General features: G+C 67.8%; 26 protein-coding genes, 1 tRNA gene, 1 pseudogene and 1 other annotated feature (1 of these 29 running past the window's edge). Of the genes and pseudogenes, 11 read left to right on the top strand and 17 right to left on the bottom strand.

Features of this window, described 5'->3' with window-relative positions:
• Positions 1-38 (top strand) — a sequence feature (sul1 is cis-regulatory element that is thought to sense ions involved in sulfur or methionine metabolism; They are found in Alphaproteobacteria) (it extends 15 nt beyond the left edge of the window).
• Positions 39-133: 95 nt separating this feature from the next.
• Together ACQ450_RS13650 and ACQ450_RS13645 are read left to right on the top strand one after the other, a co-directional pair.
• A complete protein-coding gene (locus ACQ450_RS13650; RefSeq protein WP_431469679.1) occupies positions 134-1618 on the top strand; it encodes a SulP family inorganic anion transporter in 1485 nt (494 codons plus the stop codon).
• Between the two features lie 14 nt (positions 1619-1632).
• A complete protein-coding gene (locus ACQ450_RS13645) occupies positions 1633-2484 on the top strand; it encodes a universal stress protein (RefSeq protein WP_431469678.1) in 852 nt (283 codons plus the stop codon).
• Between the two features lie 214 nt (positions 2485-2698).
• Here ACQ450_RS13645 and ACQ450_RS13640 read toward each other — a convergent pair whose 3' ends face one another.
• Positions 2699-3040, bottom strand: coding sequence for a hypothetical protein (locus ACQ450_RS13640; protein WP_431469677.1), 342 nt, complete (start codon positions 3038-3040; stop codon positions 2699-2701).
• 148 nt (positions 3041-3188) lie between these two features.
• Positions 3189-3264 (bottom strand) — tRNA-Thr (locus tag ACQ450_RS13635).
• A gap of 174 nt (positions 3265-3438) precedes the next feature.
• Between ACQ450_RS13635 and ACQ450_RS13630 the strand changes: the two genes are divergently transcribed.
• The 6 genes from ACQ450_RS13630 to ACQ450_RS13605 all read left to right on the top strand — a co-directional run bounded on the left by ACQ450_RS13630 (position 3439) and on the right by ACQ450_RS13605 (position 12585).
• Positions 3439-4701: a PAS domain-containing protein gene (locus tag ACQ450_RS13630; protein WP_431469676.1), complete on the top strand. Its 1263-nt coding sequence runs from the start codon at positions 3439-3441 to the stop codon at positions 4699-4701.
• 115 nt (positions 4702-4816) lie between these two features.
• Positions 4817-9439 (top strand): NAD-glutamate dehydrogenase, encoded by a 4623-nt coding sequence (locus tag ACQ450_RS13625; protein WP_431469675.1) that lies wholly within the window; start codon positions 4817-4819, stop codon positions 9437-9439.
• A 132-nt stretch (positions 9440-9571) separates the two neighbouring features.
• Positions 9572-10219 carry a PepSY-associated TM helix domain-containing protein gene (locus ACQ450_RS13620; protein ID WP_431469674.1) on the top strand — a complete coding sequence of 216 codons (648 nt, stop codon included), beginning with the start codon at positions 9572-9574 and terminating at the stop codon, positions 10217-10219.
• Positions 10220-10232: 13 nt separating this feature from the next.
• Positions 10233-10760 carry a DUF2271 domain-containing protein gene (locus tag ACQ450_RS13615; protein WP_431469673.1) on the top strand — a complete coding sequence of 176 codons (528 nt, stop codon included), beginning with the start codon at positions 10233-10235 and terminating at the stop codon, positions 10758-10760.
• Positions 10761-10780: 20 nt separating this feature from the next.
• Entirely contained in the window at positions 10781-11599 is an 819-nt protein-coding gene (locus ACQ450_RS13610) for a DUF4198 domain-containing protein (RefSeq protein ID WP_431469672.1), read from the top strand.
• A gap of 101 nt (positions 11600-11700) precedes the next feature.
• Positions 11701-12585 carry an FAD:protein FMN transferase gene (locus ACQ450_RS13605; RefSeq protein ID WP_431469671.1) on the top strand — a complete coding sequence of 295 codons (885 nt, stop codon included), beginning with the start codon at positions 11701-11703 and terminating at the stop codon, positions 12583-12585.
• A gap of 4 nt (positions 12586-12589) precedes the next feature.
• Here ACQ450_RS13605 and nusB read toward each other — a convergent pair whose 3' ends face one another.
• From nusB to hisG, 3 genes are read right to left on the bottom strand one after another with little or no spacing between them, the layout of a single operon-like run.
• On the bottom strand, positions 12590-13051 hold the full coding sequence (nusB, locus tag ACQ450_RS13600; RefSeq protein ID WP_431469670.1) for a transcription antitermination factor NusB: 462 nt from the start codon (positions 13049-13051) through the stop codon (positions 12590-12592).
• A gap of 45 nt (positions 13052-13096) precedes the next feature.
• On the bottom strand, positions 13097-14395 hold the full coding sequence (hisD, locus tag ACQ450_RS13595; RefSeq protein ID WP_431469669.1) for a histidinol dehydrogenase: 1299 nt from the start codon (positions 14393-14395) through the stop codon (positions 13097-13099).
• Positions 14392-15054 (bottom strand): ATP phosphoribosyltransferase, encoded by a 663-nt coding sequence (hisG, locus tag ACQ450_RS13590; protein WP_188054244.1) that lies wholly within the window; start codon positions 15052-15054, stop codon positions 14392-14394. The genes hisD and hisG overlap by 4 nt, the downstream gene beginning before the upstream one ends.
• Positions 15055-15142: 88 nt before the next feature.
• On the opposite strand from hisG, the gene ACQ450_RS13585 reads away from it, so the two are divergent.
• Complete coding sequence (locus ACQ450_RS13585) at positions 15143-16186, top strand: DUF2332 domain-containing protein (protein WP_431469668.1); 1044 nt, start codon at positions 15143-15145, stop codon at positions 16184-16186.
• 21 nt (positions 16187-16207) lie between these two features.
• Here ACQ450_RS13585 and ACQ450_RS13580 read toward each other — a convergent pair whose 3' ends face one another.
• Genes ACQ450_RS13580 through ACQ450_RS13560 form a run of 5 tightly spaced genes read right to left on the bottom strand, consistent with a single transcriptional unit; the run spans position 16208 to position 20012 of the window.
• Positions 16208-17146: an alpha/beta fold hydrolase gene (locus ACQ450_RS13580; RefSeq protein ID WP_431469667.1), complete on the bottom strand. Its 939-nt coding sequence runs from the start codon at positions 17144-17146 to the stop codon at positions 16208-16210.
• Positions 17147-17204: 58 nt separating this feature from the next.
• On the bottom strand, positions 17205-18098 hold the full coding sequence (locus ACQ450_RS13575) for an alpha/beta fold hydrolase (protein WP_431469666.1): 894 nt from the start codon (positions 18096-18098) through the stop codon (positions 17205-17207).
• A 21-nt stretch (positions 18099-18119) separates the two neighbouring features.
• Entirely contained in the window at positions 18120-19025 is a 906-nt protein-coding gene (locus tag ACQ450_RS13570; RefSeq protein WP_431469665.1) for a pirin family protein, read from the bottom strand.
• Complete coding sequence (locus ACQ450_RS13565) at positions 19022-19726, bottom strand: glutathione S-transferase (RefSeq protein WP_431469664.1); 705 nt, start codon at positions 19724-19726, stop codon at positions 19022-19024. Before ACQ450_RS13565 ends, ACQ450_RS13570 begins: the two co-directional genes overlap by 4 nt.
• Positions 19716-20012 (bottom strand): BolA family protein, encoded by a 297-nt coding sequence (locus ACQ450_RS13560; RefSeq protein WP_431469663.1) that lies wholly within the window; start codon positions 20010-20012, stop codon positions 19716-19718. The genes ACQ450_RS13565 and ACQ450_RS13560 overlap by 11 nt, the downstream gene beginning before the upstream one ends.
• Before the next feature lie 107 nt (positions 20013-20119).
• Here ACQ450_RS13560 and ACQ450_RS13555 point away from each other — a divergent pair, with 107 nt between their 5' ends.
• On the top strand, positions 20120-20662 hold the full coding sequence (locus ACQ450_RS13555) for a J domain-containing protein (RefSeq protein ID WP_431469662.1): 543 nt from the start codon (positions 20120-20122) through the stop codon (positions 20660-20662).
• A 5-nt stretch (positions 20663-20667) separates the two neighbouring features.
• On the opposite strand, the gene ACQ450_RS13550 is transcribed toward ACQ450_RS13555, so the two are convergent.
• The 7 genes and pseudogenes from ACQ450_RS13550 to ACQ450_RS13520 all read right to left on the bottom strand — a co-directional run bounded on the left by ACQ450_RS13550 (position 20668) and on the right by ACQ450_RS13520 (position 24385).
• Positions 20668-21132, bottom strand: a complete 465-nt coding sequence (locus ACQ450_RS13550) for an SRPBCC family protein (RefSeq protein ID WP_431471233.1) — start codon at positions 21130-21132, stop codon at positions 20668-20670.
• Positions 21133-21321: 189 nt separating this feature from the next.
• A pseudogene (locus ACQ450_RS13545) lies at positions 21322-21789 on the bottom strand (glutathione S-transferase family protein); the annotation flags it as partial.
• A 10-nt stretch (positions 21790-21799) separates the two neighbouring features.
• A complete protein-coding gene (locus ACQ450_RS13540; RefSeq protein WP_431469661.1) occupies positions 21800-22591 on the bottom strand; it encodes a VOC family protein in 792 nt (263 codons plus the stop codon).
• 22 nt (positions 22592-22613) lie between these two features.
• A complete protein-coding gene (locus ACQ450_RS13535) occupies positions 22614-22970 on the bottom strand; it encodes a DUF1428 domain-containing protein (protein WP_431469660.1) in 357 nt (118 codons plus the stop codon).
• A 15-nt stretch (positions 22971-22985) separates the two neighbouring features.
• A complete protein-coding gene (locus tag ACQ450_RS13530; RefSeq protein ID WP_431469659.1) occupies positions 22986-23639 on the bottom strand; it encodes a glutathione S-transferase family protein in 654 nt (217 codons plus the stop codon).
• Positions 23636-24130 (bottom strand): VOC family protein, encoded by a 495-nt coding sequence (locus ACQ450_RS13525; protein ID WP_431469658.1) that lies wholly within the window; start codon positions 24128-24130, stop codon positions 23636-23638. Before ACQ450_RS13525 ends, ACQ450_RS13530 begins: the two co-directional genes overlap by 4 nt.
• Positions 24131-24154: 24 nt before the next feature.
• Positions 24155-24385 carry a DUF4287 domain-containing protein gene (locus ACQ450_RS13520; RefSeq protein ID WP_188054232.1) on the bottom strand — a complete coding sequence of 77 codons (231 nt, stop codon included), beginning with the start codon at positions 24383-24385 and terminating at the stop codon, positions 24155-24157.
• A 106-nt stretch (positions 24386-24491) separates the two neighbouring features.
• Between ACQ450_RS13520 and ACQ450_RS13515 the strand changes: the two genes are divergently transcribed.
• On the top strand, positions 24492-25160 hold the full coding sequence (locus tag ACQ450_RS13515; RefSeq protein WP_431471232.1) for a winged helix-turn-helix transcriptional regulator: 669 nt from the start codon (positions 24492-24494) through the stop codon (positions 25158-25160).
• The last annotated feature ends 9 nt before the right edge of the window (positions 25161-25169 follow it).

Here is a 25169-nt window from a genome sequence, read left to right as displayed (position 1 = left end):
CCGGGTGGCTCGGCCCGGCGCCCATCCCCGGGATAACCTTCAGGCACCTCGGCGACCCGCCGTCTTCTTGTATGCGTCTCCTGATCGAGCGTGTGCCCGCTGTCGTGCCGAAGTAATCTTCAGGTTCTTCCGAATGCCAACATTTGCCTCGCTGAAGCGCGAGTGGCTCGCCAATCCGCGGGGAGACATCCTCGCCGGGATCGTCGTCGCGCTTGCGCTGATTCCCGAAGCGATCGGTTTTTCGATCATCGCCGGCGTCGATCCGCGCGTTGGCCTTTACGCCTCCTTCTCGATCGCGGTCATCATCGCGCTGGTCGGTGGTCGGCCGGGAATGATCTCGGCCGCCACGGCAGCTGTCGCAGTGGTCGTCGTTCCGCTCGTGCGTGATCATGGCGTCGAATACCTGTTCGCGGCCACGGTGCTGATGGGCATTCTGCAGCTCGTTGCGGGTTTCCTGCGCCTCAACCTGCTGATGCAATATGTCTCGCGCTCGGTGATCACCGGCTTCGTCAACGCGCTCGCGATTCTCATCTTCATGGCGCAGCTGCCGGAGCTCACCGGCGTGGCTTTGATGACCTATGTCCTGGTCGCGGCGGGCCTCGCCGTCATCTATTTGCTGCCGCGGTTAACCAGGGCGGTGCCCTCGCCGCTGATCGCGATCATCATCCTGACGATCGTGGTGTTCTACGCCGGGCTCGACGTGCGGACCGTGGGCGACATGGGCGAGCTGCCCTCCACCCTGCCCAGCTTCCTGATCCCCGACGTGCCGTTCACGGTGGAGACGCTTCAGATCATCTTTCCCTACTCGCTGACGATGGCGGCGGTGGGCCTGCTCGAATCGATGATGACCGCCCAGATCGTCGACGACCTGACCGACACGCCCTCCGACAAGCAGCGCGAAATGAAGGGCCAGGGCATCGCCAATTTCGTCACCGGGTTCTTCGGCGGGATGGGCGGCTGCGCGATGATCGGTCAGTCGGTCATCAACGTGAAGTCGGGCGGCTTCACGCGCCTGTCGACTCTGGTTGCCGGCGTGTTCCTGCTGTTCCTGCTGCTGGTTCTCGGGCCGGTGGTCGCCGTCATTCCGATGGCCGCACTGGTCGCGGTGATGATCATGGTGTCGATCGGCACGTTCAGCTGGCGCTCGATCCGCAACATCCGCCATCATCCGTGGCAGTCTTCGGTGGTGATGCTCGCCACCGTGGTGATTACCGTCTGGACACATGATCTGGCGCAGGGCGTGCTGGCGGGTGTGATCCTGTCGGGCCTGTTCTTCGCCGGCAAGGTGAAGCGCCTGTTCACTGTCGAAAGCGCGCTTTCGGATGACGGCGGCACACGCACCTATCGCCTCTCGGGCCAGATCTTCTTCGCGTCCGCCGAGCGCTTCGTCGAGGCATTCGATTTCAAGGAAGTTGTCGATCGGGTGGTGATCGACGTTTCCGATGCACACTTCTGGGACATCTCCGCCGTGGGCACGCTCGACAAGGCGATCCTGAAATTCCGGCGGGAAGGCACCCAGGTGCAGATCACCGGCCTGAACGAAGCCAGCGCCTCGATGATCGAACGCTTCGCCATGCACGACAAGCCCGGCGCCGATGCAGCGCTGAGCGGTCACTGAGAGGAGATAAGACCATGCAGCACATCCTCGCCTGCATCGACGCATCGGCCTATGCCAACAGTGTCTGCGATCTCGCCGCCTGGGCCTCGCGGCGCCTGACGCTGCCGATCGAGCTGCTCCACATCGTCCAGCGCCGCGATGCGGTGGCGGCCCGGCATGACCTCTCCGGGGCGATCGGCCTGGGCGTGAAGACTGACCTGATGGAAGAGCTGGTCCGGCTGGAGGAAAGCGACGCCAAGCTTCAGATCGAGCGCGGTCGTGCGCTCCTGGCTGCCGGCGAGCAGCGCCTGCGCGAAGCGAGGGCCACCCAAGTGCGGACACTCCACCGCCACGGCGGCATCGTCGAGACCATTCTCGAGCGCGAAGCCGAAGCGCGCCTCGTCGTGATGGGGAAACGCGGTGCCGGCCATGAGTTCGCCACCGATCACATCGGCTCGAAGATCGAACGCGTGGTGCGCGCGAGCGACCGGCCGATCCTGATCGCGTCGCGAGCAGTCGAGGAGCCGCGCGAGATCGTTTTCGCCTATGACGCCAGCAAGGCGGCCGAGCGCGCGCTCGAGCGCCTCCTCGACTCGCCATTGTTCGTGGGACTGCCGGTTCACATCGTGATGGCGGACACGGACAATGACGCGCATCGGGCGGCTCTTCGCGGTGCCGCGGACCAGTTGCGCGGCAGCCGCGCGGTGCGCGAGACGCTGCGGAGCGGCAAGGCCGAGACGGTGATCGCCGATATCGTTGCGCAGACGCCGGGCGCGATGCTGATGATGGGCGCCTATGGCCACTCGCCGCTGCGCGCATTGATCGTCGGCAGCACCACCACCGCGATGATCCGCACGGTTCACGTGCCGGTGCTGCTGGTACGATAAGCCTCGCCACGAGGATCGGCAGGCCGGCACATCCAGAACGGGTGTAGGGCGCATCGCAGTCGCGGACGCTGGCCATCTGGGAGCGCAACTCAATCGAGATTGCCGCTACAGCCGAAGAGCGACATCCCTTCGCGGCTCTGCCGTACACTCGCGTCCCGGCGCGCATCGCATTCTCCGCGACGCGGCGCCGGGAAGCCAGACGAACGCCTGTGTGTCAGCCGCGCGCCACGACAGCCTCGATTCCCGCACCCGCGCTGGCGAGCTCGCGCTCGGCCTGGAAAAAGCCGTAAGCGGGAACGAACTCGTTCGTTCGATCGGTGACTTGATCCCAGCACTCGAGCAGTTGGGCGCCCGTATCGGCCTCGGCACCGATCTGAACACCCTGCGTCAAAGTGACGTTCGCCGCCGCGAAATGGCCGGCTCCGGCACAGAGCACCGTCCGGCTCGGCGCTTCGTCGGCAACCATCGGCAGCAGTGCGGGACTTACCAGCGCTGGATCGAGCAGCTCGTCCGGAGTTATCTGTGCAATCAGTCGCGTGCCCAGGTGGCCGAGCAATTCGAGAAACCAGCGGACCTTGAAAGTCGTCCACCGATTCGTGATCCACTTTGGTGGCCACGATGGAATATACCGAGAAACCGTGGGACCAGCAGGAGCCATGTTACCGCAGATTTCTGCGGATCTCTAGAATGCTCTCACTATGTAATGGTGCCGCTTGCAGGACTCGAACCTGCGACCCCCGCATTACGAATGCGATGCTCTACCAGCTGAGCTAAAGCGGCACGACTCCCAGGCGGCACGGCCCGGAAGAGGGCGGCGCTTACCAGCACCGGTCTTGCCTGACAAGCGCTTGCAAAACCGTTCCTGCCCGGAGGCGTGGCTTTACGCATCGTTTACCACGCACGGTGCACAACAGGTGGAGGTAAGCGGGTAACGGCCCGGAGTGGAGCACGCGCATGGACATGGGTCGGGGATTCAACGACCGTCTGGATATCGACCAGCGGGACGAGGCCGACGCCGGCGTTGCCGATCGGCCGCTGGAGATCGGTACCGACGAACGCCGGATGCACGTGCGCGCGTATAATCATTGGGTATCGCTGCTGCGCGGGCGCGCCTATCCGTCGATCGAGGATCTCGATCCGGGCAATATCGCCGATTTCGGGCCGCACAGCGTGCTGCTCGATTTCACCAAGGGTGTCGAGGATCCGGCGATTCGCTATCTCGGGCACGCACTGCGAGAGGAGTGCGGGGTCGACGGCAGCATCACCAATGTGGCGCAGGTGCCGAGCCGATCGCTGCTCAGCCGCCTCACCGATCATTATCTGCAGATCATCGCCAATCGCGCGCCGATCGGCTTCGAAGCCGAGTTCGTCGGCCAGCGCGGGCACAATACGCTCTACCGCGGCATCCTGATGCCCTTCTCGTCCGACGAGGACACGATTGATTTCATCTACGGCGTCATCAACTGGAAGGAACTGGTCGACGCCGAGACCCAGGCAAGGCTCAATGCCGAAATCGAGGAGTCGCGCCGCGCCGCGCCGCGCCAGCTGGTCGCCGCGCCAGTGTGGGCGGACGGACCCAGCGCCGGCCTGTCGGCATCGTCGTCGGAGCCCCCGTCGACGACTGCGCCGGAGCCGGAGACTCTCGCCGATCGGCTCGTGCTGGCACGCGAATCGGCCGCGGCGGCTCGCGCCTCGGACACGCGCAGCCGCGCCGCACTGTATCGCGCGCTGAGTCGCGCCTATGATTTCGCCTGCGCCGCCGACGAAGACGCGACCGGCTATGCCGCGCTCCTCGCCGAGGCCGAACTGAGCGTTCAGGCTCGCGCGCCGATGACTCCGTGCGTCAAGCTCGTTTTCGGTGCCGACTATGACAAGACGCGGCTCACCGAATTCGCGGCCGTGCTCACCCATGCGAAACGCTGCGACATACCGCAGGGCGGACTCGATGCGTTCCTCGAAATCGCCGAGGGCGGCATCAAGGGTATCGTCCGCGCCGAACGTGCGCTGCGCCGCCCTGCCGATCGCAGCGATCGATATGCCCGCGCCGCCGCCGAGCTGCGCAGCCGACCGCCACTCGCGCATGTGCCGATCGCAGCGGACAGCGACGATTTCGTCGTCCTGCTCGCCCGTCCCGGCAAGGATGGCCTCGACATCGTCGCCACTCTTTCAGGCGATTCCGCACTCACCCAACGGGCGGTGAAGAAAGCCGCCGGCTAGGAAAGAACACGGTCCGCAGATCGCCTGATCGCACTGTCGCGGAACCCGACTTTTCGGTCTCTTCGCACCTGCCACAAGCCTTGAGGTCGCGGGCCACCCGGCGCATAGCGCCCCCATGCCCAAGACCTCGATCAAATCGCTGACGCACGAACTGGAAGCACGGCTCACCGAAGGCGCACTTCCTGGCGAACTCGAAGATTTCGGCCAGGCCGAGCAGGCGGAAGCCACCGCGTTCCTCGCCAAGACCGCTGCCGAGCGCCCGCCAGAGACGCCGCGGATCGCGCTCACCACTTATCTCACCGGCGAACGGCGCCGGATGCGGCTGGCGGTGGTCAACGACGACATGCCGTTCCTGGTCGATTCGATCTCGAGCGCGATCGCCGCGCACGACATCGTGATCCATCGGATCATCCATCCGGTGATTCCGGTAGTCCGCGACGAGGAGGGGAAGCTGACCGGCGTCGGCACCGGCAAGCCCGAATCGATGATCTACATCGAAATGGAGCGTGGCGAAGCCCGGCTGCGGCGCGCGCTGGTTGCCGAAATCGAGCGCACGCTCGATCAGGTGCGCGACGCCGTCGCCGACTGGCCGAACCTGCAGCGCGCCATCGCCGCCGACGCCGACCGTGTCCTGTCGCAGGAGGGCGCGGCGCTGTTGCGATGGTTCCACGACGGCAACATGACGCTGCTGGCGCACGAGAAGTGGCGCACCGACGGCAGCGTCGAAGATCAACTCGGCCTCGCGCGCTACACGCTCGGTTCGCCGATCCTCGCCGAAGCGTCGCGGATTTTGGCGGCCGAGTGGTTCGAACAGGGTGGCGAGGCGCCGCTGCTCCTCAAGTCCAACTGCATTTCGACCGTCCATCGCCGCGTGCCGCTCGATATCGTGGTGGTGCCGCTGCGCGAGGGCGGCGCCGTCACCGGCCTCTCGATCCACGCCGGGCTGTGGACCAGCGCCGCACTCCACACGCCGCCGTCGGACGTGCCGGTGCTCCGTTCGCGCCTGCATGCGCTCGAAAGCAAGTGCGGCTTCGATCCGAAGGGACATACCGGCAAGGCGATGACGCACGCGCTGGCCGCGCTCCCGCATGATCTCACCACGGCATTCCCCGCCGAATCGCTCGAATCGCTTGTGCTCACCTCAATGTCGGTCGCGGATCGCCCGCGTTCGAAACTGGTGCTGATCCGCTCGACCCTCGGGCGCCACCTGTTCGCCTTCGTCTGGCTGCCCCGCGACGAGGTTTCGACCGTGCGGCGCACCGCGATCGGCGACATGCTGGCGCAGGCGGCGAATGCCCGGCTCATCAGCTGGTCGATCGCGCTGGAAGACGGAGTTGTGGCGCTGATCCGCTACACGCTCGATCTGCGCGGCGGCGGGCACATGCCCGATGCCCAGGCTCTCGACCAGCGGCTGGAGCGGATGGTGCGCGGCTGGGTTCCCGCGGTCGAAGCGGCACTCGCCGAGCGCGCGGGCCAGCGGTCCACTCGGCTCGCGCTGCGCTATGCAAACGCATTTCCGGCCGCCTATCGCGCCGTCAACGGCGCCGAGGAAGCCGCCCGCGACATCCTGCGCATCTGCAGCCTCAACGGCCCCGACGATCGCTCGGTGCGCATCTGCGCGGATCCGGAGCGCGACGGCGTGTTGCGGATCAAACTCTATCGTCTCGGCGGCGCACTCCCGCTCTCCGACGCGGTTCCGGTCTTCGAGAATTTCGGCTTCACGGTGATCGAGGAGGTTCCGACCCGGCTCACCGACGGCACCAACGCCTATGTTCATGACTTCGAAGTCGCGTTGACGGGCGCAGCGCCCGAGGCGCTGCTGCGGGCACCTTCGGTCGTGGAGAACGCGATCGCCGCGGTGCTGGAGAACAAGGCCGAGAACGACAGCTTCAACCGGCTGATCGTCGAGGCGGAAATGAAGCCCGGTTCGGTCGTGCTGCTGCGCGCCTGGTTCCGCTATCTGCGCCAGACCGGGATGAGCTACGGCCTTACCACCGTCGTCGATGCGCTGCGCCGCGCGCCGAAGGTCGCCGCCGCGCTGATCGAGCGGTTCGAACTCGCGCATGATCCGGGCCGGCCGGCCGCGTCCCAGGACGCGCTCGACGAAGCGACCGCGGCCATCGACGCGCAGCTCGACGCGGTCTCGGCGATCGATGACGATCGCATCCTGCGCACGATCCGCGGCGTCGTGCTGGCCACGTTGCGCACCAACGCCTTCTCCCCCGCCTGTCGGGAGGCGCTGGCGTTCAAGCTCGACAGCGCGCGCGTTCCGGGCCTTCCGCAGCCGCTGCCTTGGCGCGAGATCTTCGTGTACAGCCCCCGCGTGGAGGGTATCCATCTGCGCGCCGGCCCGGTCGCGCGGGGCGGGCTGCGCTGGTCCGACCGGCGCGACGACTTCCGCACCGAGATCCTCGGCCTGATGAAGGCCCAGCGCGTGAAGAACGCGGTGATCGTTCCCACCGGCGCAAAGGGCGGCTTCTATCCCAAGCAGCTCCCCTCGCCCGCGGTCGATCGCGATGCGTGGTTCGAAGAGGGCAAGGAAAGCTATCGGATCTTCATTCGTGCGCTGCTGTCGATTACCGACAATATCGTCGGCGGCGCGGTGGTGCATCCTGATCGCGTCGTGATCCACGACGGCGAGGATCCCTATTTCGTGGTGGCGGCCGACAAGGGCACTGCCACCTTCTCCGACGTCGCCAATGCGATCGCGCTGGAGCGCAACTTCTGGCTGGGCGATGCCTTCGCCTCGGGCGGTTCCTACGGCTATGACCACAAGGCGATGGGCATCACTGCCCGCGGCGCCTGGATCTCGGTGCAGCGCCACTTCCTCGAAATGGGCGTCGATGTTCAGACCGAGACGATTCGCGTAGCCGGCTGCGGCGACATGTCGGGCGACGTGTTCGGCAACGGCATGCTGCTGTCGAAGGCGACCAAGCTGGTCGCCGCGTTCGATCATCGCCACATCTTCTTCGATCCCGATCCCGATCCGGCGACGAGTTGGGAAGAGCGGAACCGGATGTTCCAGCTGCCCCGGTCGAGCTGGGAAGACTATGACAAGGCACTGATCTCAAAGGGCGGCGGCGTCTTCTCGCGCGCCGAAAAGTCGATTCCGCTCAGCCCCGAAGTGCAGGCGATGCTCGGCCTCCAAGTCGATCGGATCGAGCCAGCGGCGCTGATTTCCGCGATCCTGTGCGCGCCGGTCGACCTTTTGTGGTTCGGCGGCATCGGCACCTATGTGAAGTCCTCCGACGAAAACCATGTCGAGGTCGGCGATCCGGCGAACGATCGGCTGCGCGTCGATGCCGATCAGCTGCGTGCGAAAGCGATCGGCGAAGGCGCGAACCTGGCGATCACCCAGCCCGCGCGAATCGAATTCGCGATGCGCGGCGGCCGCATCAACACCGACTTCATCGACAATTCGGCGGGCGTCGATTGCTCGGACAACGAGGTCAACATCAAGATCGCGCTCAATCGCGAGATGAACGAGGGAGAGCTGGGGTTCGAGGATCGCAACGCGCTGCTCGCCGCAATGACCGACGATGTGGCGGCGCTCGTGCTGGAGGACAACCGCCTTCAGACGCTCGCTCTCTCCTTCCTCGAAAACGACGGTGCGGTGGCGCTGCCCAGCTATGTCCGGGTGATCGAGATCCTCGAGGCCTCGGGCCGGCTCGATCGCGAAGTCGAGGGGCTCGACACCAACGAGGATCTGCTGCGGCGCGCGCAGGAGGGCCGCGGCCTCACCCGCCCCGAACTCGCAGTCCTGCTGGCGACCGCCAAGCTCGCGCTGCAGGATGCGGTCGAGGCGAGCGGCCTGGGCCAGGATGCGATGCTCGAGACCGATCTCTACGCGGCATTCCCGCCGGCGATGCGCGAGCGCTTTGCCGGCGCCATCGAAGAGCACCGGCTGCGCGGCGAGATCGTCGCGACGAAGCTGGCCAATCGGATCGTCAATCGCCTGGGCGTGCTGCACCCCTTCGAGATCGCCGAGGAAGAGGGCTGCGCGATGGGCGACATCGCGGCGATGTTCGTCGTCGCCGAGCGGCTGTTCTGCCTGCCGCAGATCTGGCAGCGGATCGAGGACACGCCGATGAGCGAGACGGCGCGGATCGCGCTGCTCGACGAAGTCGCCGTCGGCGTGCGCAGTCAGATCGCCGATCTTCTCCGGATCTGCCGCCCCGGCACCGGCCCGCGCGACGTGATCGAGCGGCTCGAACCCGGCATCGCCAGCCTCGACAAGAAGGCAAAGGAGCTGCTGCTGGAGGAGGTGCGCACGCAAAGCGGCCGTATCTCGGACAAGCTGGAGGCGGCGGGCGCGCCGTCGGAGCTGGTGGTGAAGGTGGTGCGGCTGTTCGAGCTCGACGGCGCCGTCGGGCTCGCCGATCTTGGCGAGCGGCGCGGCATCGACGAGACGGTGCTCACGCGCGCGTTCACGCGACTCGGCCAGGCGCTCGGCCTCGACTGGGCACAGGCAAACGCCGCACGCATCTCGACCGGCGATCCGTGGGAGCGCCTGCTGATCGCCGGGCTCGCGCGCGACTTCCAGCAGCTCCGGCTGGAGTTCCTCGCGCGGCTCGACAGCAAGAACCCCGAGGCGGCGGTCGAGGAATGGCTCGAAGCGAACGCCGCCCGAGTCGATCAGTTCGTCGCACTGGTGCGCCGCGCTCGCCACGCGCCGGCTCCGAACGCGGCGATGCTCGCGCAGATCGCCAGCCAGGCGCGGGTCTTGCTGGGCCGTTGAGCCGCCGCGGCGACGTGAACCGCGCCACCGCCGGGCCCCGCTCGGCGGTGGCGAATCGCGTTTACGGATGAATTGCAATTGCGAGTCGTTCGCGTTATTGCGGCCGCCGAACAGCAGGAACTTCGCACTCCCATGCACGGCACCGCCACACCGGCCACTCGCAAGAAGCGCGGCCGGCGTACCTTCTGGCTGAAACAGCTCCACACCTGGCACTGGATGAGCTCGGCGATCAGCCTGATCGGTCTGCTGCTGTTCGCCATTACCGGCTTCACGCTCAATCACGCGGCTGAGATCGAAGCGTCTCCGGAGATCGTCGAGCACAGCGCACAACTGCCTGCGGAGCTGCTGCCGCAACTCGCTCCGGCGCGGGTTCCCGATGGCGCCCGCCAACCGCTGCCGGCCGATGTCGCGACGTGGCTGGAGACCGAGCTTCCGCTGTCGATCCACGGCAATGCCGAATGGTCGGCCGACGAAGCCTATCTCGCGCTGCCGCGTCCCGGCGGCGACGGCTGGGTGGCGATCGACCGCACGACGGGCGAGATCACTGCCGAGCGCACGAGCCGCGGCTGGATCGCCTACCTCAACGATCTGCACAAGGGCCGGAACGCGGGCACCGTTTGGCGCTGGTTCATCGACGTCTTCGTATTCGCCTGCGTCATCTTCTCGCTGACCGGCCTCGTCCTGCTCCAGCTCCATGCCAAGAACCGGCGCAGCACCTGGCCGCTGGTCGCGGCGGGGCTCGCCATCCCGGCGGCAATCGCAATCTTCTTCATCCACTAAAGGGTTCGTACCGATGCTTCAGCTTCGCTTCACCGGCCTCACCGCCGCCGCGATCGGCGCCGGCTCCTTGTTCGCCGGCCCGGCGGCGGCACAAACGCTCGACCTTTCGGTCGAAGTGCCGCGGCTGAGCGTCGCCGAATATCACAAGCCCTATGTCGCGGTGTGGCTGGAGAAGGAAGGCGCGACTCCGCGCACGCTGGCCGTCTGGTACGATCTCGACATGCGCGGCAACGAAGGCACCAAATGGCTGCGCGACATGCGCCAGTGGTGGCGCGCCTCGGGCCGGTCGATGTCGTTCCCGGCCGACGGGGTGAGCAGCGCGACCAAGGCGCCGGGCACGCACCGCATGCGCTTCACCGCCGGCACCGCACCGATGCCGCGCCTCACGCCGGGCAATTACGTGCTCCATGTCGAAGCGGCGCGCGAAGTCGGCGGCCGCGAACTGGTGCGCCTGCCGTTCCGCTGGCCGGCCAGCGGCGCCACCACCGTCACCGAACAGGGGGCGAGCGAGCTCGGCGCCGTCCGTCTCACCGTCCGCTGATCGTCCCAGGGAGGAAAATCATGAAGCTGTTCCGCGCCCCCGTCGTCGCCATCGCCGCCGTCGCGGCATTCGCCGTGCCCGCTGCCGTCGAAGCGCATCGCATCTGGATGCTGCCCTCCTCCACCGTTCTGTCGGGCGACGAGGCCTGGGTGACGATCGATGCCGCCGTTTCGAACGAGTTGTTCTACTTCAATCATCAGCCGCTGCGCGGCGACTTCACTGCCACGGCGCCCGACGGAACGGCGATGGAGATCCACAATCTCAACACCGGTCGCTTCCGCAGCACCTTCGACGTCCATCTGACGCAGCAGGGCACGCATCGGGTCGGGCTGGTCCGGGAAGGCGCGATCGGCAGCTACATGCTGAACGGCGAGCGCCAGCGCCTGCCGCGCGGTTTTCAGATGAGCCAGATGGCGAGCCTGCCTGCGGGCGCGACCGATGTTCAGGTGGTCGAGAACCATAGCCGCACCGAAGCTTATCTGACGCTCGGCGCGCCCACCGCGACGCTGTTCCAGCCGACCGGCAAGGGCATCGAACTGGTGCCCGTCACCCACCCCAACGATCTCTATGCCGATGAACCGGGCGTGTTCCGCTTCCTGCTCGATGGACAGCCGGCGGCCAATCTCGAAGTCACGATCGTTCCCGGCGGCAGCCGCTATCGGGACGAGGTTGGCGAGATGCATCTCACCACCGACGCACAGGGCGAAGTCACGATCGCCTGGCCGCAGCCGGGGATGTATTGGATGAACCTGACTTCGGGCGGCGGCGACGAGGATGAGGGCACGGCGCCCGCACGCCGTGCTTCCTATGCCGCCACGCTCGAGGTGCTCGCACCCTGACCGGCGCGCCGCCGCGGATCGCGATTCCGCTCGCCCTGTCGCCTGCGGCGTTCGATCGCCGGCGCCCGGACGCGCGGGTCGTCGACTTTGGCGGCGAGACGATGGGCACCAGCTGGTCGGTCCGGCTGGTGCCGCCAGCGTCCGGCCTGCCGAGGGCCGTCCCCGACGAAATCGCCAGCACCCTGGCCCATATCGTCGCGGAACTGAGCCATTGGGAGCCGGAGTCGAGCCTCGGCCGATTTAACCGCGCCCCCGCGGGCCAGTGGCACCCGATACCCCCAGCACTCTCGCATGTGCTCGCGACCGCCGAAAGCGTCGGGAAGCTGAGTGAGGGCGCCTTCGATCCGGGCGCGGGCCGGCTCGCCGATCTCTGGGGCTTCGGCCCCTCCGGCCGCGACGCGCCGCCTGCCGATGTGGAAATCGCCGCGCTCGCCGATCGCCGGATCGAACATGATCCGTCGCTGCTCCGCGCCCGCCGAGCCGCCTCGGCCGCGCTGGATTTCTCCGGAATCGCCAAGGGCTACGCGGTCGATCGAGTCGCAGAGCGGTTGCGCGCGCTCGGCATCGCCGATTTCCTGGTCGAAATCGGCGGCGAATTGCTCGGCGCAGGCGTCAAGCCCGACGGCCAGCCCTGGTGGGTCGAGATCGAGCCTGCGGAAGGCGCCGCGCCGATCCGAGTGGCACTCCACGGCCTCGCGATCGCCACCTCGGCCGATTCGCAGCGATGGTTCGAACATGCCGGCCGTCGCTATGCCCATACGCTCGACCCGCGCACCGGCCGCCCCGTCGACAACGGAGTTGCTTCGGTCAGCGTGCTGCACCCCTGCTGCATGCTCGCCGACGCCTGGGCGACGGCGCTCACCGTACTCGGCCCGCCCGGAATGGCGCTCGCGGAGCGTGAGGGGCTGGCGGTGCAGATGACGGTGCGTGAGGCACAGGCCGCGCGCGAGCTTCTGTCACCCGCGCTCGCGGCGATGCTCGGCTAGCGGCTCAACCGCGCACGTCTTTCGCGATGCCGTCGAGCAGCCCGTTGACGAATCCTTTTTCGCGGCGGTCGTAGAAGGCGTCGGTCACGTCGAGATATTCGCTGATCACCGCGCCGGTCGGAACGTCGGGCCGCGCCAGCAGCTCATAGGCGCCGGCGCGCAGGATCTGGCGCATCGGCTTGTCGAGCCGGTCGAGGCTCCATCCCTCCGCCAGCTTGCTCGCCACCAGCCGGTCGATCTCGTCGCGGCGGGCGTCGATGCCCTTCACCAGATCGTCGAAGAAGGCGATGTCCGCCTCGGCATATTCGACGTCCTCGATCACGGCGCCCAACCGATGCTGGTGGAATTCGTGCAGCAGCGCTGTGACGGCGGTTCCCTCCATCTCCTGCTGGTACAGCGCCTGGACGGCAGCAAGGCGCGCGGCGGCGCGGGCACGCGAGCGGCTGCGGGCGGTATGGCTTGGCATTGCGTCTGATTCCTCATTCCGTCCGCGCTCGAGCGAACGGACTCTCTACGGGTTTGGTCGGTTCAATCGGATCGCCACCGACTTGGCGTGCGCCGGCAATCCCTCGGCCTGCGCGAGCGCCACCGCCGCCGGGCCGATCGCGGCGAGCCCCGCCGCGTCCAGCGACAGGAAGCTCGTCCGCTTCATATAGTCGAGCACCGACAGGCCGGAAGCGAATCGCGCCCGCCGCCCGGTCGGCAGCACATGGTTCGGTCCGGCGACATAGTCGCCCACCGCTTCGGGCGTGTGCCGCCCGAGGAAGACCGATCCGGCGTGGCGCACCGCATCGAACAACGTCGCTGCGCCGTCGCAGGCGAGCTCGAGATGCTCGGGCGCCAGCCGATCGACGAGCGGCATCGCGTCGGCCAGCTGAGGCACCAGCACGATCGCCCCGTTCGCATCCCAGCTCGCTCGCGCGGTCGCCCCGGTCGCCAGTTCGGCCAGCTGCCGCTCGACGGCATCGGCGACGGACTGCGCGAAGCCGGCATCGTCGGTGAACAGGATCGACTGGCTCGTCGGGTCGTGCTCGGCCTGGCTCAACAGGTCGGCGGCGATCCACTCGGGGTCGTTCGCGGCGTCGGCGACGACCACGATCTCCGAAGGCCCCGCCACCATGTCGATGCCGACCACGCCATAGAGCTGGCGCTTGGCCTCGGCGACCCACGCGTTGCCGGGGCCGGTCACCACGTCGACCGGCGCGATCCGGCCGGTGCCATAGGCCAGTGCCGCCACCGCCTGGGCACCGCCGACGCGCCAGATCTCGTCCACGCCGGCGATCTTCGCCGCTGCGAGCACCAGCGGGTTGACGACGCCGTCGGGCGTCGGCGTCACCATCACCACCCGCCCCACGCCCGCCACCTTGGCGGGGATCACGTTCATCAGCACCGACGAGGGATAGGCTGCCCGACCGCCCGGCACATAGACGCCGGCGGCGTCCACCGCGGTCCAGCGCGCACCGAGCCGGACGCCGGCGGCATCGGTCGTGTCGCGATCCGCCGGTCGCTGCTCGGCGTGATAGGCGGCGATCCGCTCCGCCGCGAGTTCGAGCGCCGCGCGCAGCTCCGGAGTGAGCCCTGCGAGTGCCGCATCGCAGGCGTCGGCATCGATGCGCCAGCCGCTCGCGTCGAGATCATGCCGGTCGAATCGGCGCGTGAGATCGGCGAGCGCGGCATCGCCTTCGCCGCGCACGCGCCGCAGGATCGCGGCCACGTCACGCGTGACATCCTCGTCCGCCTCGCGGCGGGCGTTCACCAGCGCGGTGAAGGCCGTTTCGAAGCCCGGTGCGGTCGCGTCGAGCAGGATCATGCCGCCGCCCGCTCCACTGCCTTGCGGAAGGCATCGACCAGCGGCACCACATCGGCCGCGCGCGTCTTGAACGCCGCGCGATTGACGATCAGCCGGCTCGTGACGTCGGCGATCGTCTCGACTTCGACGAGGCCGTTCTCGCGCAGCGTGCGCCCCGACGAGACGAGATCGACGATGCGCGGCGCAAGCCCCAGCTTGGGCGCCAGCTCCATCGCGCCGTTCAGCTTCACGCACTCGGCCTGCACCCCGCGCGCGGCGAAGTGGCGACGCGTGACATGCGGATATTTGGTGGCGATGCGCACATGGCTCCAGCCGCGCGGATCGTCACCCTCCGCCTGATCGGCAGGCTCGGCGACCGACAGCCGGCAATGGCCGATGCCGAGATCGACCGGCGCGTACAATTCGGAATAGTCGAATTCGGCCAGCACGTCCGATCCGACGATTCCCAGTTGCGCCGCGCCGTGCGCCACGAAGGTCGCGACGTCGAACGCGCGCACGCGGATGAGGTCGATGTCGGGCGTGTTGGTGCGAAAGCGCAGCGCGCGGCTGGCCGAATCGCCGAACGCCGGTTCGGGCACGATTCCGACCTGCGCGAGCAGCGGCAGCGCTTCCTCCAGGATGCGGCCTTTGGGTACGGCAAGGATGATCGGATCGGTCATGGGCTGCGGGGCTTTACTTGGGGGGCGACGGCGGCGCAACAAGGCCTCGGTGCGGGTCACGCATCCGCTGTGCCGCCAGAGGAGCATCATGGCCGATCCCTGGGCCGTCCGCGAAGCCTTTTTGATCCAGCGCGCCTATTGCGATGCGCATTCGGCGCCGATCACCGGGCGCATCGCAGGCGCGCTCGCCGACAGCCTGACGCGCGAGAGCCGCACCGGTGCACGGGTGCTCGACTGGCCCGGCGACCCGACCGCGGACGCGCTCCCGCTGCGCCTGATCGGCGGCCTTCACGCGCTCGATCAGGCGGGCGCCGCTCCGGATCTGTCGCGGGTGTTCGCCGGCGAAGTGACGGGAATGGACGCCGTGGCGCTGATTCTCGCCGACGCGCTGATCGTGCACGACGCCGCGCTGCTGCCATGGCTCGACGGTCCGCCGCAGACCAACGAGCCGGGCCGATCCGCCGTGCTCATGACGGGGCTGCTCGAACTCGCACGGCGCTTCGGGCCGAAGCTCGAACTGCTCGAGATCGGCTCGAGCGCGGGCCTCAACCTGCTGATCGATCGCTATCGCTTCGATCTTGGCGGCACGAACGCGGGGCCGGCCGACGCGCCGGTGCTGATCCGGCCCGAATGGCGCGGGGCGCCGCCACCGCAAGTGCCGATCGACATCGTCTCGGTACGCGGCTGCGACCTTCGCCCGCTCGACACGAGTGACGCCGAGACGCGCCGCCGCCTGATGGCGTATATCTGGGCCGACAATCCCGAGCGTCACGCACGCATGGAAGCGGCATTCGCAATGCTCCGCTCGCGACCCGTCGATCTCGCCGCGGCCGACGCCGCCGACTGGGTCGAGGCGCGCCTCGACGAGCCGCAGGCGCGGGGTGTGACTCGCGTGCTGATGCATTCGGTCGTCTGGCAATATCTTCCGGTCGAGGGGCAGCGCCGGATCCGCGCCGCAATGGAGGCCGCGGGGGCGTGCGCGATCGCTGAGCGCCCGCTTGCATGGGTCCGCATGGAGCCCGATCGCGGCCTCGCACGGCAGGAACTCTGGCTGCGCCACTGGCCCGGTGGCGGCGAGGACCGCATGCGCGCCATCGCCCACGCCCATGGGCTGTGGGTGGAAACGCTCTGAACGAATCCGCCGGGCGCGGCGCTAGACCAGCGGCGGCTTCACGGGCGTTCGCGCCAGCCACGCCGCAAGGGTTCGGCTCACTGCCTGCGGCGCTTCCCAGGGAAGGAAATGGCCGGCATCCATCCGCACGATCTGCAGATCGGCCACCAGCGTCTCGAGTCCCTCGAGCAGCACCGGCAGCAGCCCGGCGTTACGCATCCCCCAAAGCAGGATCGTGGGCTGTGAGACCATCGGGAAGGGCGCGTCGATCCACTCGGGCCGCTCGGGCGTCTCCTCCATCGTGGGAACGATGAGATCGGCGGCGCGATACCAGTTGGTCATCGCGGTCATCGCGCCGGGCTGGCTCCACTGCCGGATATAGAGCTCGCGCTCGTGGGCGGGCACCCGCGCCTTCAGATGCTCGACGAACAGGCTCCAGAAGAACTGCTCCAGTTCGCCCGCATCCGGATCGCGATCGACCGCGAACCCGCGGAAGGTGCGGATGAACTGGCTCGCCCTGCGCTGCCCCATGTCGTCGAACAGGGTGCGTTGCAGGATCTGCGGATGCGGCGCATTGAGCAGCGCCAGCCGCCGCACGCGCCGCGGATAGCGCAGCGCCGCCCCCCAGGCGAGGGCACCGCCCCAATCGTGCCCGATCAGCGTGAACGTCTCGACGCCAAGCGCATCCGCCAGCGCCACCACATCCGCCATCAACAGTTGCGGCGCATAGTTGGAGACGCCTTCGGGCCGCGAGGATTCGCCGAATCCGCGCTGGTCGGGCGCGATCACATAATGGTTGATGGCGAGCGCCAGCATCTGGTGGCGCCAGGTGCGATGCGATTCGGGAAAGCCGTGAAGGAGGATCAGCGGCGGCGCGCTGGGATTGCCCAGGCACGCGACGTTCAGTTCGACACCGGTGGCGAGCGCCACCCGCCGGGTCGGCTCCTCACGCACGGTCAGGCTCGGTACGCTTCGGATCACTGCCGCCCCTTCTCACCCGCCATCACCGCAAGAACACGCCCGCACGAAACGGCCGCGTTCAATGACTCGCTAACCATGCCCGCATTGCGGTCGTTACGGAATCCGGTTTTTCCCAAGGGACGAAATGGCCCGCGTCTTCGATCCGCGCGATCGTGAGGTCGTTCACCTGTTCGTCCAGCCCGTCGAGCTGGCAGGGCAGCAGCGCGCTGTCCTTCATTCCCCAGATCACCAGCGTCGGCATCGAAACCTTCGGCAGCGGCGGCATCGTAAACGTCGGCTTGTCGACCTTGGCATCGACTGGCGGCACTTCGATCAGGCTCGCGCGATACCAGTTGAGCATCGCGGTCATCGCGCCCGGCTGGCGCCATTCGTCGAGATAGGCGGCACGCTCTTTGGGCGCGATCTCCGAGCTGATGTGGCGCGCGAAGGTGGTGTCGAAGAATTTCTCCAGCCCCATCGCTTCGAGCATCGTCTCCAGATTGGGATCGCGGAAAGTGCGGATATACTGGCTCGCCGCGCGCTGGCCGGGATCTTCGATCACCGTCTTCTGGAAGATCGCCGGATGCGGCGCGTTCACGATGATGAGGCGCGCCACCCGATCGGGATGCTGCAGCGCCGCCATCCAGGCGATCGCGCCGCCCCAGTCGTGCCCCACCAGCGTGAAGCGCCCGATGCCGAAGTGATCTGCCAGCGCCAGCAAGTCGGCGACCGGCTTGTCGGGGCTGTAATTCTCCACGCCTTCGGGCTTGGACGAGCGCGCGAAGCCGCGCTGATCGGGCGCGAGCACGAAATGGTCGGTTGCGAGCGCAGGAATCTGGTGGCGCCACGTCCGGTGCGATTCGGGAAAGCCGTGGAGCAGAATGATCGGCTCGGCGTCCCGCTTTCCCGCCACCGCCACGTCGAGCTCGACCCCGGTCGGCAAGGCGACGCGCTGCATCTCGAAATCGGCCATGTTCCCCTCCATTGATGGACCTTACGGATAGCTCACGGTTTTCGGCACTTCGGGAATGGGGATCCACTCCTCGGCGTCGTCGGGCACCTTCGGGAAGCGCCCCGCCCTCCAGTCTTCCTTGGCCGTCTCGATCCGGTCGCGGCTCGACGAGACGAAGTTCCACCAGACGTGGCGCGGCGTGGCGAATGCGTCGCCGCCGCACAGCATCACGCGCCCGCCGGCGCTTGAACGCAGCGTCGCCGCGACGCCCGGACGGATGACATAAAGCTTCATGGGGGAAAGCGGCACATCGTCGAGCGTCGCATCGCCCAATCCGCAATAGAGCGCCCGCTCCTCGGCCGCCGGATCGATCGGAACGCTGCCGCCCGGCTCGAGCACGATGTCGGCATAGATGGTGCCGGCATAGGTCGTCGTCGGCGCGGTGACGCCCCAGAGCGATCCCATGATCACCCGCGCCTTGGCGTCCTCTCCGCGGATCACCGGCAACGCGTCGGCTTCGACATGCTCGAACGCCGGGTCGATCTCTTCCTGCGCCTCGGGCAGCGCCAGCCACGTCTGAATGCCGGAGAAAGGCGCGCCGCTCCGCTGGTCGCCCGGCGACCGCTCGGAATGGACGATGCCGCGTCCGGCGGTCATCAGATTCACCGCGCCGGGCCGGATGCGCGCGCAGGTGCCCAGCGAATCGCGGTGATCGAGCGCGCCGTCGTACAGATAGGTGACGGTCGCCAGATTGATGTGCGGATGCGGGCGCACGTCGATCCCGTTGCCCGGCGCCAGATCGGCGGGGCCCATCTGGTCGAAGAACACGAACGGCCCCACCATCGTTCGCGGCCGCGACGGCAGCGTCCGGTGTACCTTGAAGCCGCCCAGATCGTGCGTGGTCGGCGTGATCGTCTGGATCACCGGGTCGTCGGGCGTATCGCTCATGCTGCATCGAGCTCCGGATAGTGACGGAAGATGCCGTCCTCGTTGAACGGCAGGCGACGATCGCTGGCCAGATAGGCTCGGATACCCGGTACGTCGCGCACGAGCCCGTGGATCGCCATCAGGCGCGGCAGCTGGGGCTCCAGCGCGGCCATGCGCCTGGGGAACATGTAGCGCAGCCCCTCGATCAGCTGGAACAGCGAGGAATCGACGTAGGTGAAGCGATGGTCGATCAGCCAGTCGCCCGGATTGCAGGCCGCCGCTTCCTCGAGATAGCCGAGGAACTTCGGCATCCGCTCGTCGCGGAATTCGCGAGCGAAGCGCGCGGCCTCGGCCTTCTGGTCCTCATAATAGAGTCCGACGCCGACGGGATGATGCACCTGGTGCGTCTCGGCGACGAAGTCGGCGATGGTGAGCTGGAGCTGATGCAGCCACATGCGGTCGGCCATGTTGGACGGCGCAAGCTCGTGCCGTTCGCCGAGCCACAGCAGGATCGCGGCGACCTGCGCGATCGCAAGGCCTTCGATCTCCAGATAGGGCGGCGCGAAGGGCGCGCGGTCGTAGCGCTTCATGTCGGCGATCAGCGCCTCGGCGCCCAGTTCGCGCGCGCAGTCGCGATAGGGCACCCCCGCTGCTTCCAGTGCGAGCCGCACGAATTCGCCGCGCCCCTGAATCTCCGGCCAATACCAGAGATTATACGCCATCGGCCTCGCCCGGCGTCCTGGCGCGGATGGCGAGCGCGTGGATTCGCGTCTCGAGCAGGTCGGCGAGCGCGCGGTTCACCAGCCGCTGCCGTTCGACGCGCGATTTGCCTTCGAAGGCGGCGCTCGTCACTGCGACGCTGAAATGGCTTTCGCCGCTGCCGTCGTCGCCGGCATGGCCGCGATGCTTCGCGCTGTCGTTGGAGACATGCAGATGCGCCGGATCGAGCGCGGCGGTGAGGCGGGCGGCGATCGTTTCGGCGAGCGGCTCGGTTTTCGCGTTCGGCATCGCGCCTATATAGGGCGTTTGCGCGAGGGAGTAGAGTGGCGCGGAACCAGCCGAGAAAAGATCGTCCGAATGCCCGCTTTCACGGTCGTGTGGAAGCGGCGGGCCGCATGTGCGCGAAGCCCGGCTGCGAGGAAGCCGGGGAATTCCGCGCGCCCGTCGCGCCGCCGCGCGGCGGTGGCGAAGGCCCTGGCCGCTACCGCTGGCTGTGCCTCGATCATGTTCGCGAATTCAATTCGGGATATAATTATTTCGCCGGGATGAGCCCGGACGAGATTCACGATGCGCAGCGCCCGCTTGCCGGATGGGAGCGCGAGACGCGCGCCTTCGCGTCGACCGGCGGGGCCGACCGCCCGCCGCGCTGGGCCGACTTCGCCGACCCGCTCGACGCGATCGGCGCGCGCTTCGGCGAGCGGATGCGCGCGCAGGCCGGGCGCAAGGACGGCAAGCCGCTGTCGGGCCGCGATCGTCACGCGCTCGACGTGCTGGGGCTTGAGGCGGATGCCGACCGCACGGCGCTGCGGCGGCGCTACAGCGATCTCGTCCGCGAGTATCATCCTGATCGGAACGGAGGCGATCGCACGCATGAGGCGCGGCTGCGCGCCGTGATCGAGGCGTATCAGCAGCTCAAGGGCTCGCCCGCCTTCGCCTGATCGCGTCAGGCAGCGGACCGCGCCTCGGCCTCTGCAAGCTCCGCAAGCTGTTCGGCCACCGTGCCCCAGCCTTCGGCAAAGCCCATCGCCTCGTGCTGGCGCCGCGCGTCCTCGGTCCAGTGACGGCTGCGGGCGGTGTAACGCGTCTTGCCGCCCTCCTCCTCGAAGGTGGTGACCGCCACCATGAACGGGCCCTGCGGCTCCCAACCAGCGGTGAAGGCGTCGGTCGAAACGATCCGCGCGTTCGGAACCACTTCCAGGAACACGCCCTCCAGCGCATTCTCCTCGCCGTTCGGCCCGCGCATGATCATCGCCGATCGCCCGCCGGGGCGCAGGTCCTGCTCCAGGATCTCGACTCGCCACGGCCTGGGGCAGAACCATTCCTCGGTGCGCTCGGTCCAGACACGCCACACGGTTTCGGGCGGCGCGTCGATCAGCCGAGTGATGCTGAGTTCGTTCGCGTTGTTCATTCGGGACGCTCCAATGGTTCGGCGGGCTCGGGCATATCGAGCCGGAAATAGTGGCGATAGCGGCGCCCTTCGTCCACGGCGCGCGCGATGCTGGCGCGCGAGAGCAATCGGCCGCGATAGCCGCGCAGCGTGGCCAGCTCCGCCGGGATCGGATGCGTAGAAGAGCGCGGGGGCGGCAGTACAGTCGGCGAGGGTGAACGCGTTCCCGATCGCCCAGCTGCGCCCCTCGAGCCGTGCGTCGAGCCACCTATAGACATTTTCGAGGCTTGCGCGCGCCGCAGCCACGCCGGGGCTCGTCGCAATCTCTTCGCCGCGCAGCGCGGTCGCGACGATCGCGGACATCGGCTGCATCACCCAGCTGTCGAACACGCTGTTCATCGTCCGCATCTCGACCGCTTCGTCATCGTCCGGTGGGATCAGGCGCGGGGAAGGGAAACGGCGATCGAGATATTCGACAATGGCATCGGTTTCGAAGATCGGCGCCCCGTCCGCAAGCAGCACGGGGAACTTGCCGATCGGCCAGAGCGCCTTCACCCGAGCGCCGTTGTCGCCTTCCTCGAGATGCAGATAGGTGAAGTCGACCTGCTTCTCCCGCAGCGCGATCAACACCTTCTGGCAGTAGGAGGAGAAGGGATGGGCGTAGAGTTCGAGCCGCATCGCCGCCGCCTCAGCCGCGCGAGCCGACCAGCCCGAACACCGCGCCCTCGGGATCGGTGCAGGTCAGCACATAGTCGCCGCCCGGCACCTGCTGGATGTCGTGCAGCGGTGTCCCGCCCGCCGCCTCGACCCGCGCTTTCGCCGCGTCGATATCGCCGGTGCGCCAATAGAAGGTCCAGCCCGCGCGCTGGCCCTCCGGCCGGGGCATGATCGCGCCGAGCGGCACGTCGCCGCGCCGGAAGAACTCATATTCGCCCAGCCCCGGCATCGGCATCGCCCCGCCGTGGCGCCAGCCGAAGCGTTCGAGATACCAGGCCTTGGCGCCCGCAGGATCGGGCGTGGTGAGTTCGTTCCAGGCGACATGCCCGACCGCCCCGGGATCGGCCGAGAAGGCGGTTGATACCGCGTCCGCCCCGCCCTCCGGCGGCTGCGGCGCCATCAGATAGATCGGAATGCCCTGCGGATCGGCGACCAGTGCCATCCGCCCGACGCCCGGCACCGTCTGGTCCATCAGCCCGGCACCACCGGCAGCCTTCAGCGCCGCAAGCTCGGCATCGACATCGTCGACGCACACATAGCCGAACCAGCCCGGTGCGGCCCCGCCGGCGATCATCTCGTCGGTCAGCGCCAGCATGCCGCCCACGGCCGCCCCATCGGCGGCGGTGATCTCGTGATACTCCACCGCCCCTACGCCGCTGGACTTGGTTTCCCAGCCATGAACCGCCTGGTAGAAAGCGGCGGCGCGCGCCGGATCGGCGGTCATCAGCTCGTACCAGATGAAGCTGCCGTGATGCTCGGACATGTCGTTCTCCTTGCGGGCGGGGTCAGGCGCGCGTGTCGACCACCGGCTCGAATCCGCCCCAGAACATGCGCTTGCCGTCGAACGGCATTTCGCCGTCGGGCTGCATCCGCTCGTCCTTCATCATCTTTTCCCACCCGGCGTCGCGAGTCGCCTTGTCGGGCCAGATGATCCAGGAAAAGACAACATTCTCGTCCTCCTGCGCCTTCACCGCCATGAAGAAATCGGTCGTCTCGCCCTTGGGGATGTCGCTGCCCCAGGCTTCCATCACGTGCAGCGCGCCATATTCGTGGAAGATCGGCGCGGCCTTCTTCGCCATCGCGACATAGGCGTCCTTCTTTGCGTGCTTCACCGGCAGCACATAGCCATCGACATAGGGCATCTTCTCTCTCCTCGTTCAGGCGGCTTTCGGCGCGTGCGCCGTGAAATCGGCAAGCTGCGCGTCGAGCGCGCGGCGGAATGCGGGGCGGGCGGTGCCGCGCTCGACATAGGCGGCCAGCACCGGGCGGTCGGTGACCACGCCAGTGCCGCAATCGTCGCGCAGCACGGTGACCATCGCGATGTCGGCGATGCTGAAGGTGCCGGCGAGCCAATCGCGATTCCCCAGCGCCTCGGCCAAGCGATCAAGGCGCTCGCCGCAACTCTCGATCAGGCTGGTGCGGCGCAGCTCGGCCCATTGCGCGCCGTTCGAGAACAGCTCGACCTCGCCTATCTGCATCATCCAGGGCTCGACGCTGCTGAAGGCGGCGAACAGCCAGGCGGTCGCCCGCGCCCGCGCCACGGGATCGCGCGGCAGCAGCCGTTCGTCCTTCTCGCCCAGATGCAGCAGGATCGCGCCGCTTTCGAAGAGCCGGACGTCGCCGTCGCGCAGCGCCGGCACCTGCAGCCAGGGCTGCTCCTTACGATACTCGGCGGGCCGATCCATCGGGTGCATCAGCCGCATTGCATAGGGCAGCCCGATCTCCTCGCATGCCCAGCGCGGCCGCAAGTCGCGGACATAGCCTCTTGCGAAGTCGGGCACCCAGTTGAAGCCGGTGATCTCCACGCTCATCGCTGCGCTCCTTCGGCCGTCGCGGCGGCCTCGATCGCGGCGATGTCGATCTTGCGCATCGGCATCATCGCCTCCATCGCGCGGCGGGCGCTCTCGGGATCGTCATTGTCGAAGACGAGCTCCATCAGCCGCCGGGGCGTCACCTGCCAGTTCACGCCCCAACGATCCTTGCACCAACCGCACATGCCTTCCTCGCCGCCGTCGCCGGTGATTGCCGCCCACAGCCGGTCGGTTTCCTCCTGCGCGTCGGTGTGAATCACGAAGCTCACCGCCTGAGTCTGCGGATAGGAAGCGCCGCCGTTGAGGCCGATGAACCGCTGCCCCGCCATTTCCCATTCGACGACGAGCACGTCGCCCGGCTGGGCCGAGGGCGTTTGCGCGGGAGTACGCAGCACGCGAATGACCCGACTGTCGGGAAGCAGCGCGGTATAGAAGCGGGCGGCTTCCTCGGCCGCGCCGTCGTACCAGATGCAGGTCGTGAGCGTGTCCACCGCCTTGCTCCCACGGCTCGATGTTCAGGCCTCGCCTTCCCGCTTCGCGCCCTTCAGCAGCGCGACGATCGCCATGGCGTGGCCGTGCCCCAGCCCGAACTGCTCCTTCAGGTCGGCGACGACCGTTCCCGCCTTCAGGTCGCGGCGGAGCGCGCCGTCGGCAAGCCAGTCCTTCTCCTCGGCATAGGCGCGAAAGTCCGCGGGGCTCTTGCCGGTCTTGGCCTCGATGTTGGTCAGATAGGCCTGGAAGGACATATCGCTCTCCTGCGCCGCGAATCGCGCGCCTTGCACTTTCTGCACGTGATAGTTACAAAAAGCAACCATGGAGTCACAAAAGATAACTTTCAACGATTTGAACAAGATGCGTCGCTGGTACCAAGACGCATGCGGCACCGCGCTCGCGATGGACCTGGTCGGCGAGCGCTGGGCGATGCTGATCGTGCGCGAGCTGCTGCTCGGGCCGCGGCGGTTCGGCGAGATACGCGGCGCGCTGCCGGGGCTGAGTGCGAACGTCCTCACCCAGCGGCTGGAGGGGCTGGCGCGCGCCGGCATTCTGCGCCGCCGCGCGCTGCCTTCGCCGGCGAACGCGCAGGTCTACGAGCTGACGCGCTGGGGCTATGCGCTGGAGGAACCGATCTTCGCGCTGAGCCGCTGGGCGGCGGGCTCCCCCACGCACGACGTGACGCTGCCGCTCAGCAACACCGCGATGATGCTTTCGCTGCGCACGATGATGGATCCGGTGCGCGGCGCCGCGCTCGGCGAGCAGTTGGATGGCGAAATCGGCTTCCTGATCGGCGGCGAGCCGTTTCGCGCGGCGATCGCGAATGGCCGGCTCGACGCGCGGCGCGCGACGCCCGATGGCGCAACTCTCGTTTTCGAAGGCGACACCGCCGGGCTGCGGCCGGTGTTCTACGGGCCGGCGCCGCTGGCGGCGACCGAGGCCGCCGGCCTGGTCAAGGTCACCGGCGACCGCGCGCTGGCGCAGCGCTTCGTCGATTGCTTCGCGCTGCCGCACTTCGTCACCGATTGAGCGCAGTGC

The sequence above is a fragment of the Sphingosinithalassobacter sp. LHW66-3 genome (genome assembly GCF_050703275.1).
Lineage (GTDB): Bacteria > Pseudomonadota > Alphaproteobacteria > Sphingomonadales > Sphingomonadaceae > Sphingomonas.
The sequence above is the reverse complement of the archived record's forward strand: the minus strand, read 5'-3'. Positions and strand labels throughout refer to the sequence as shown.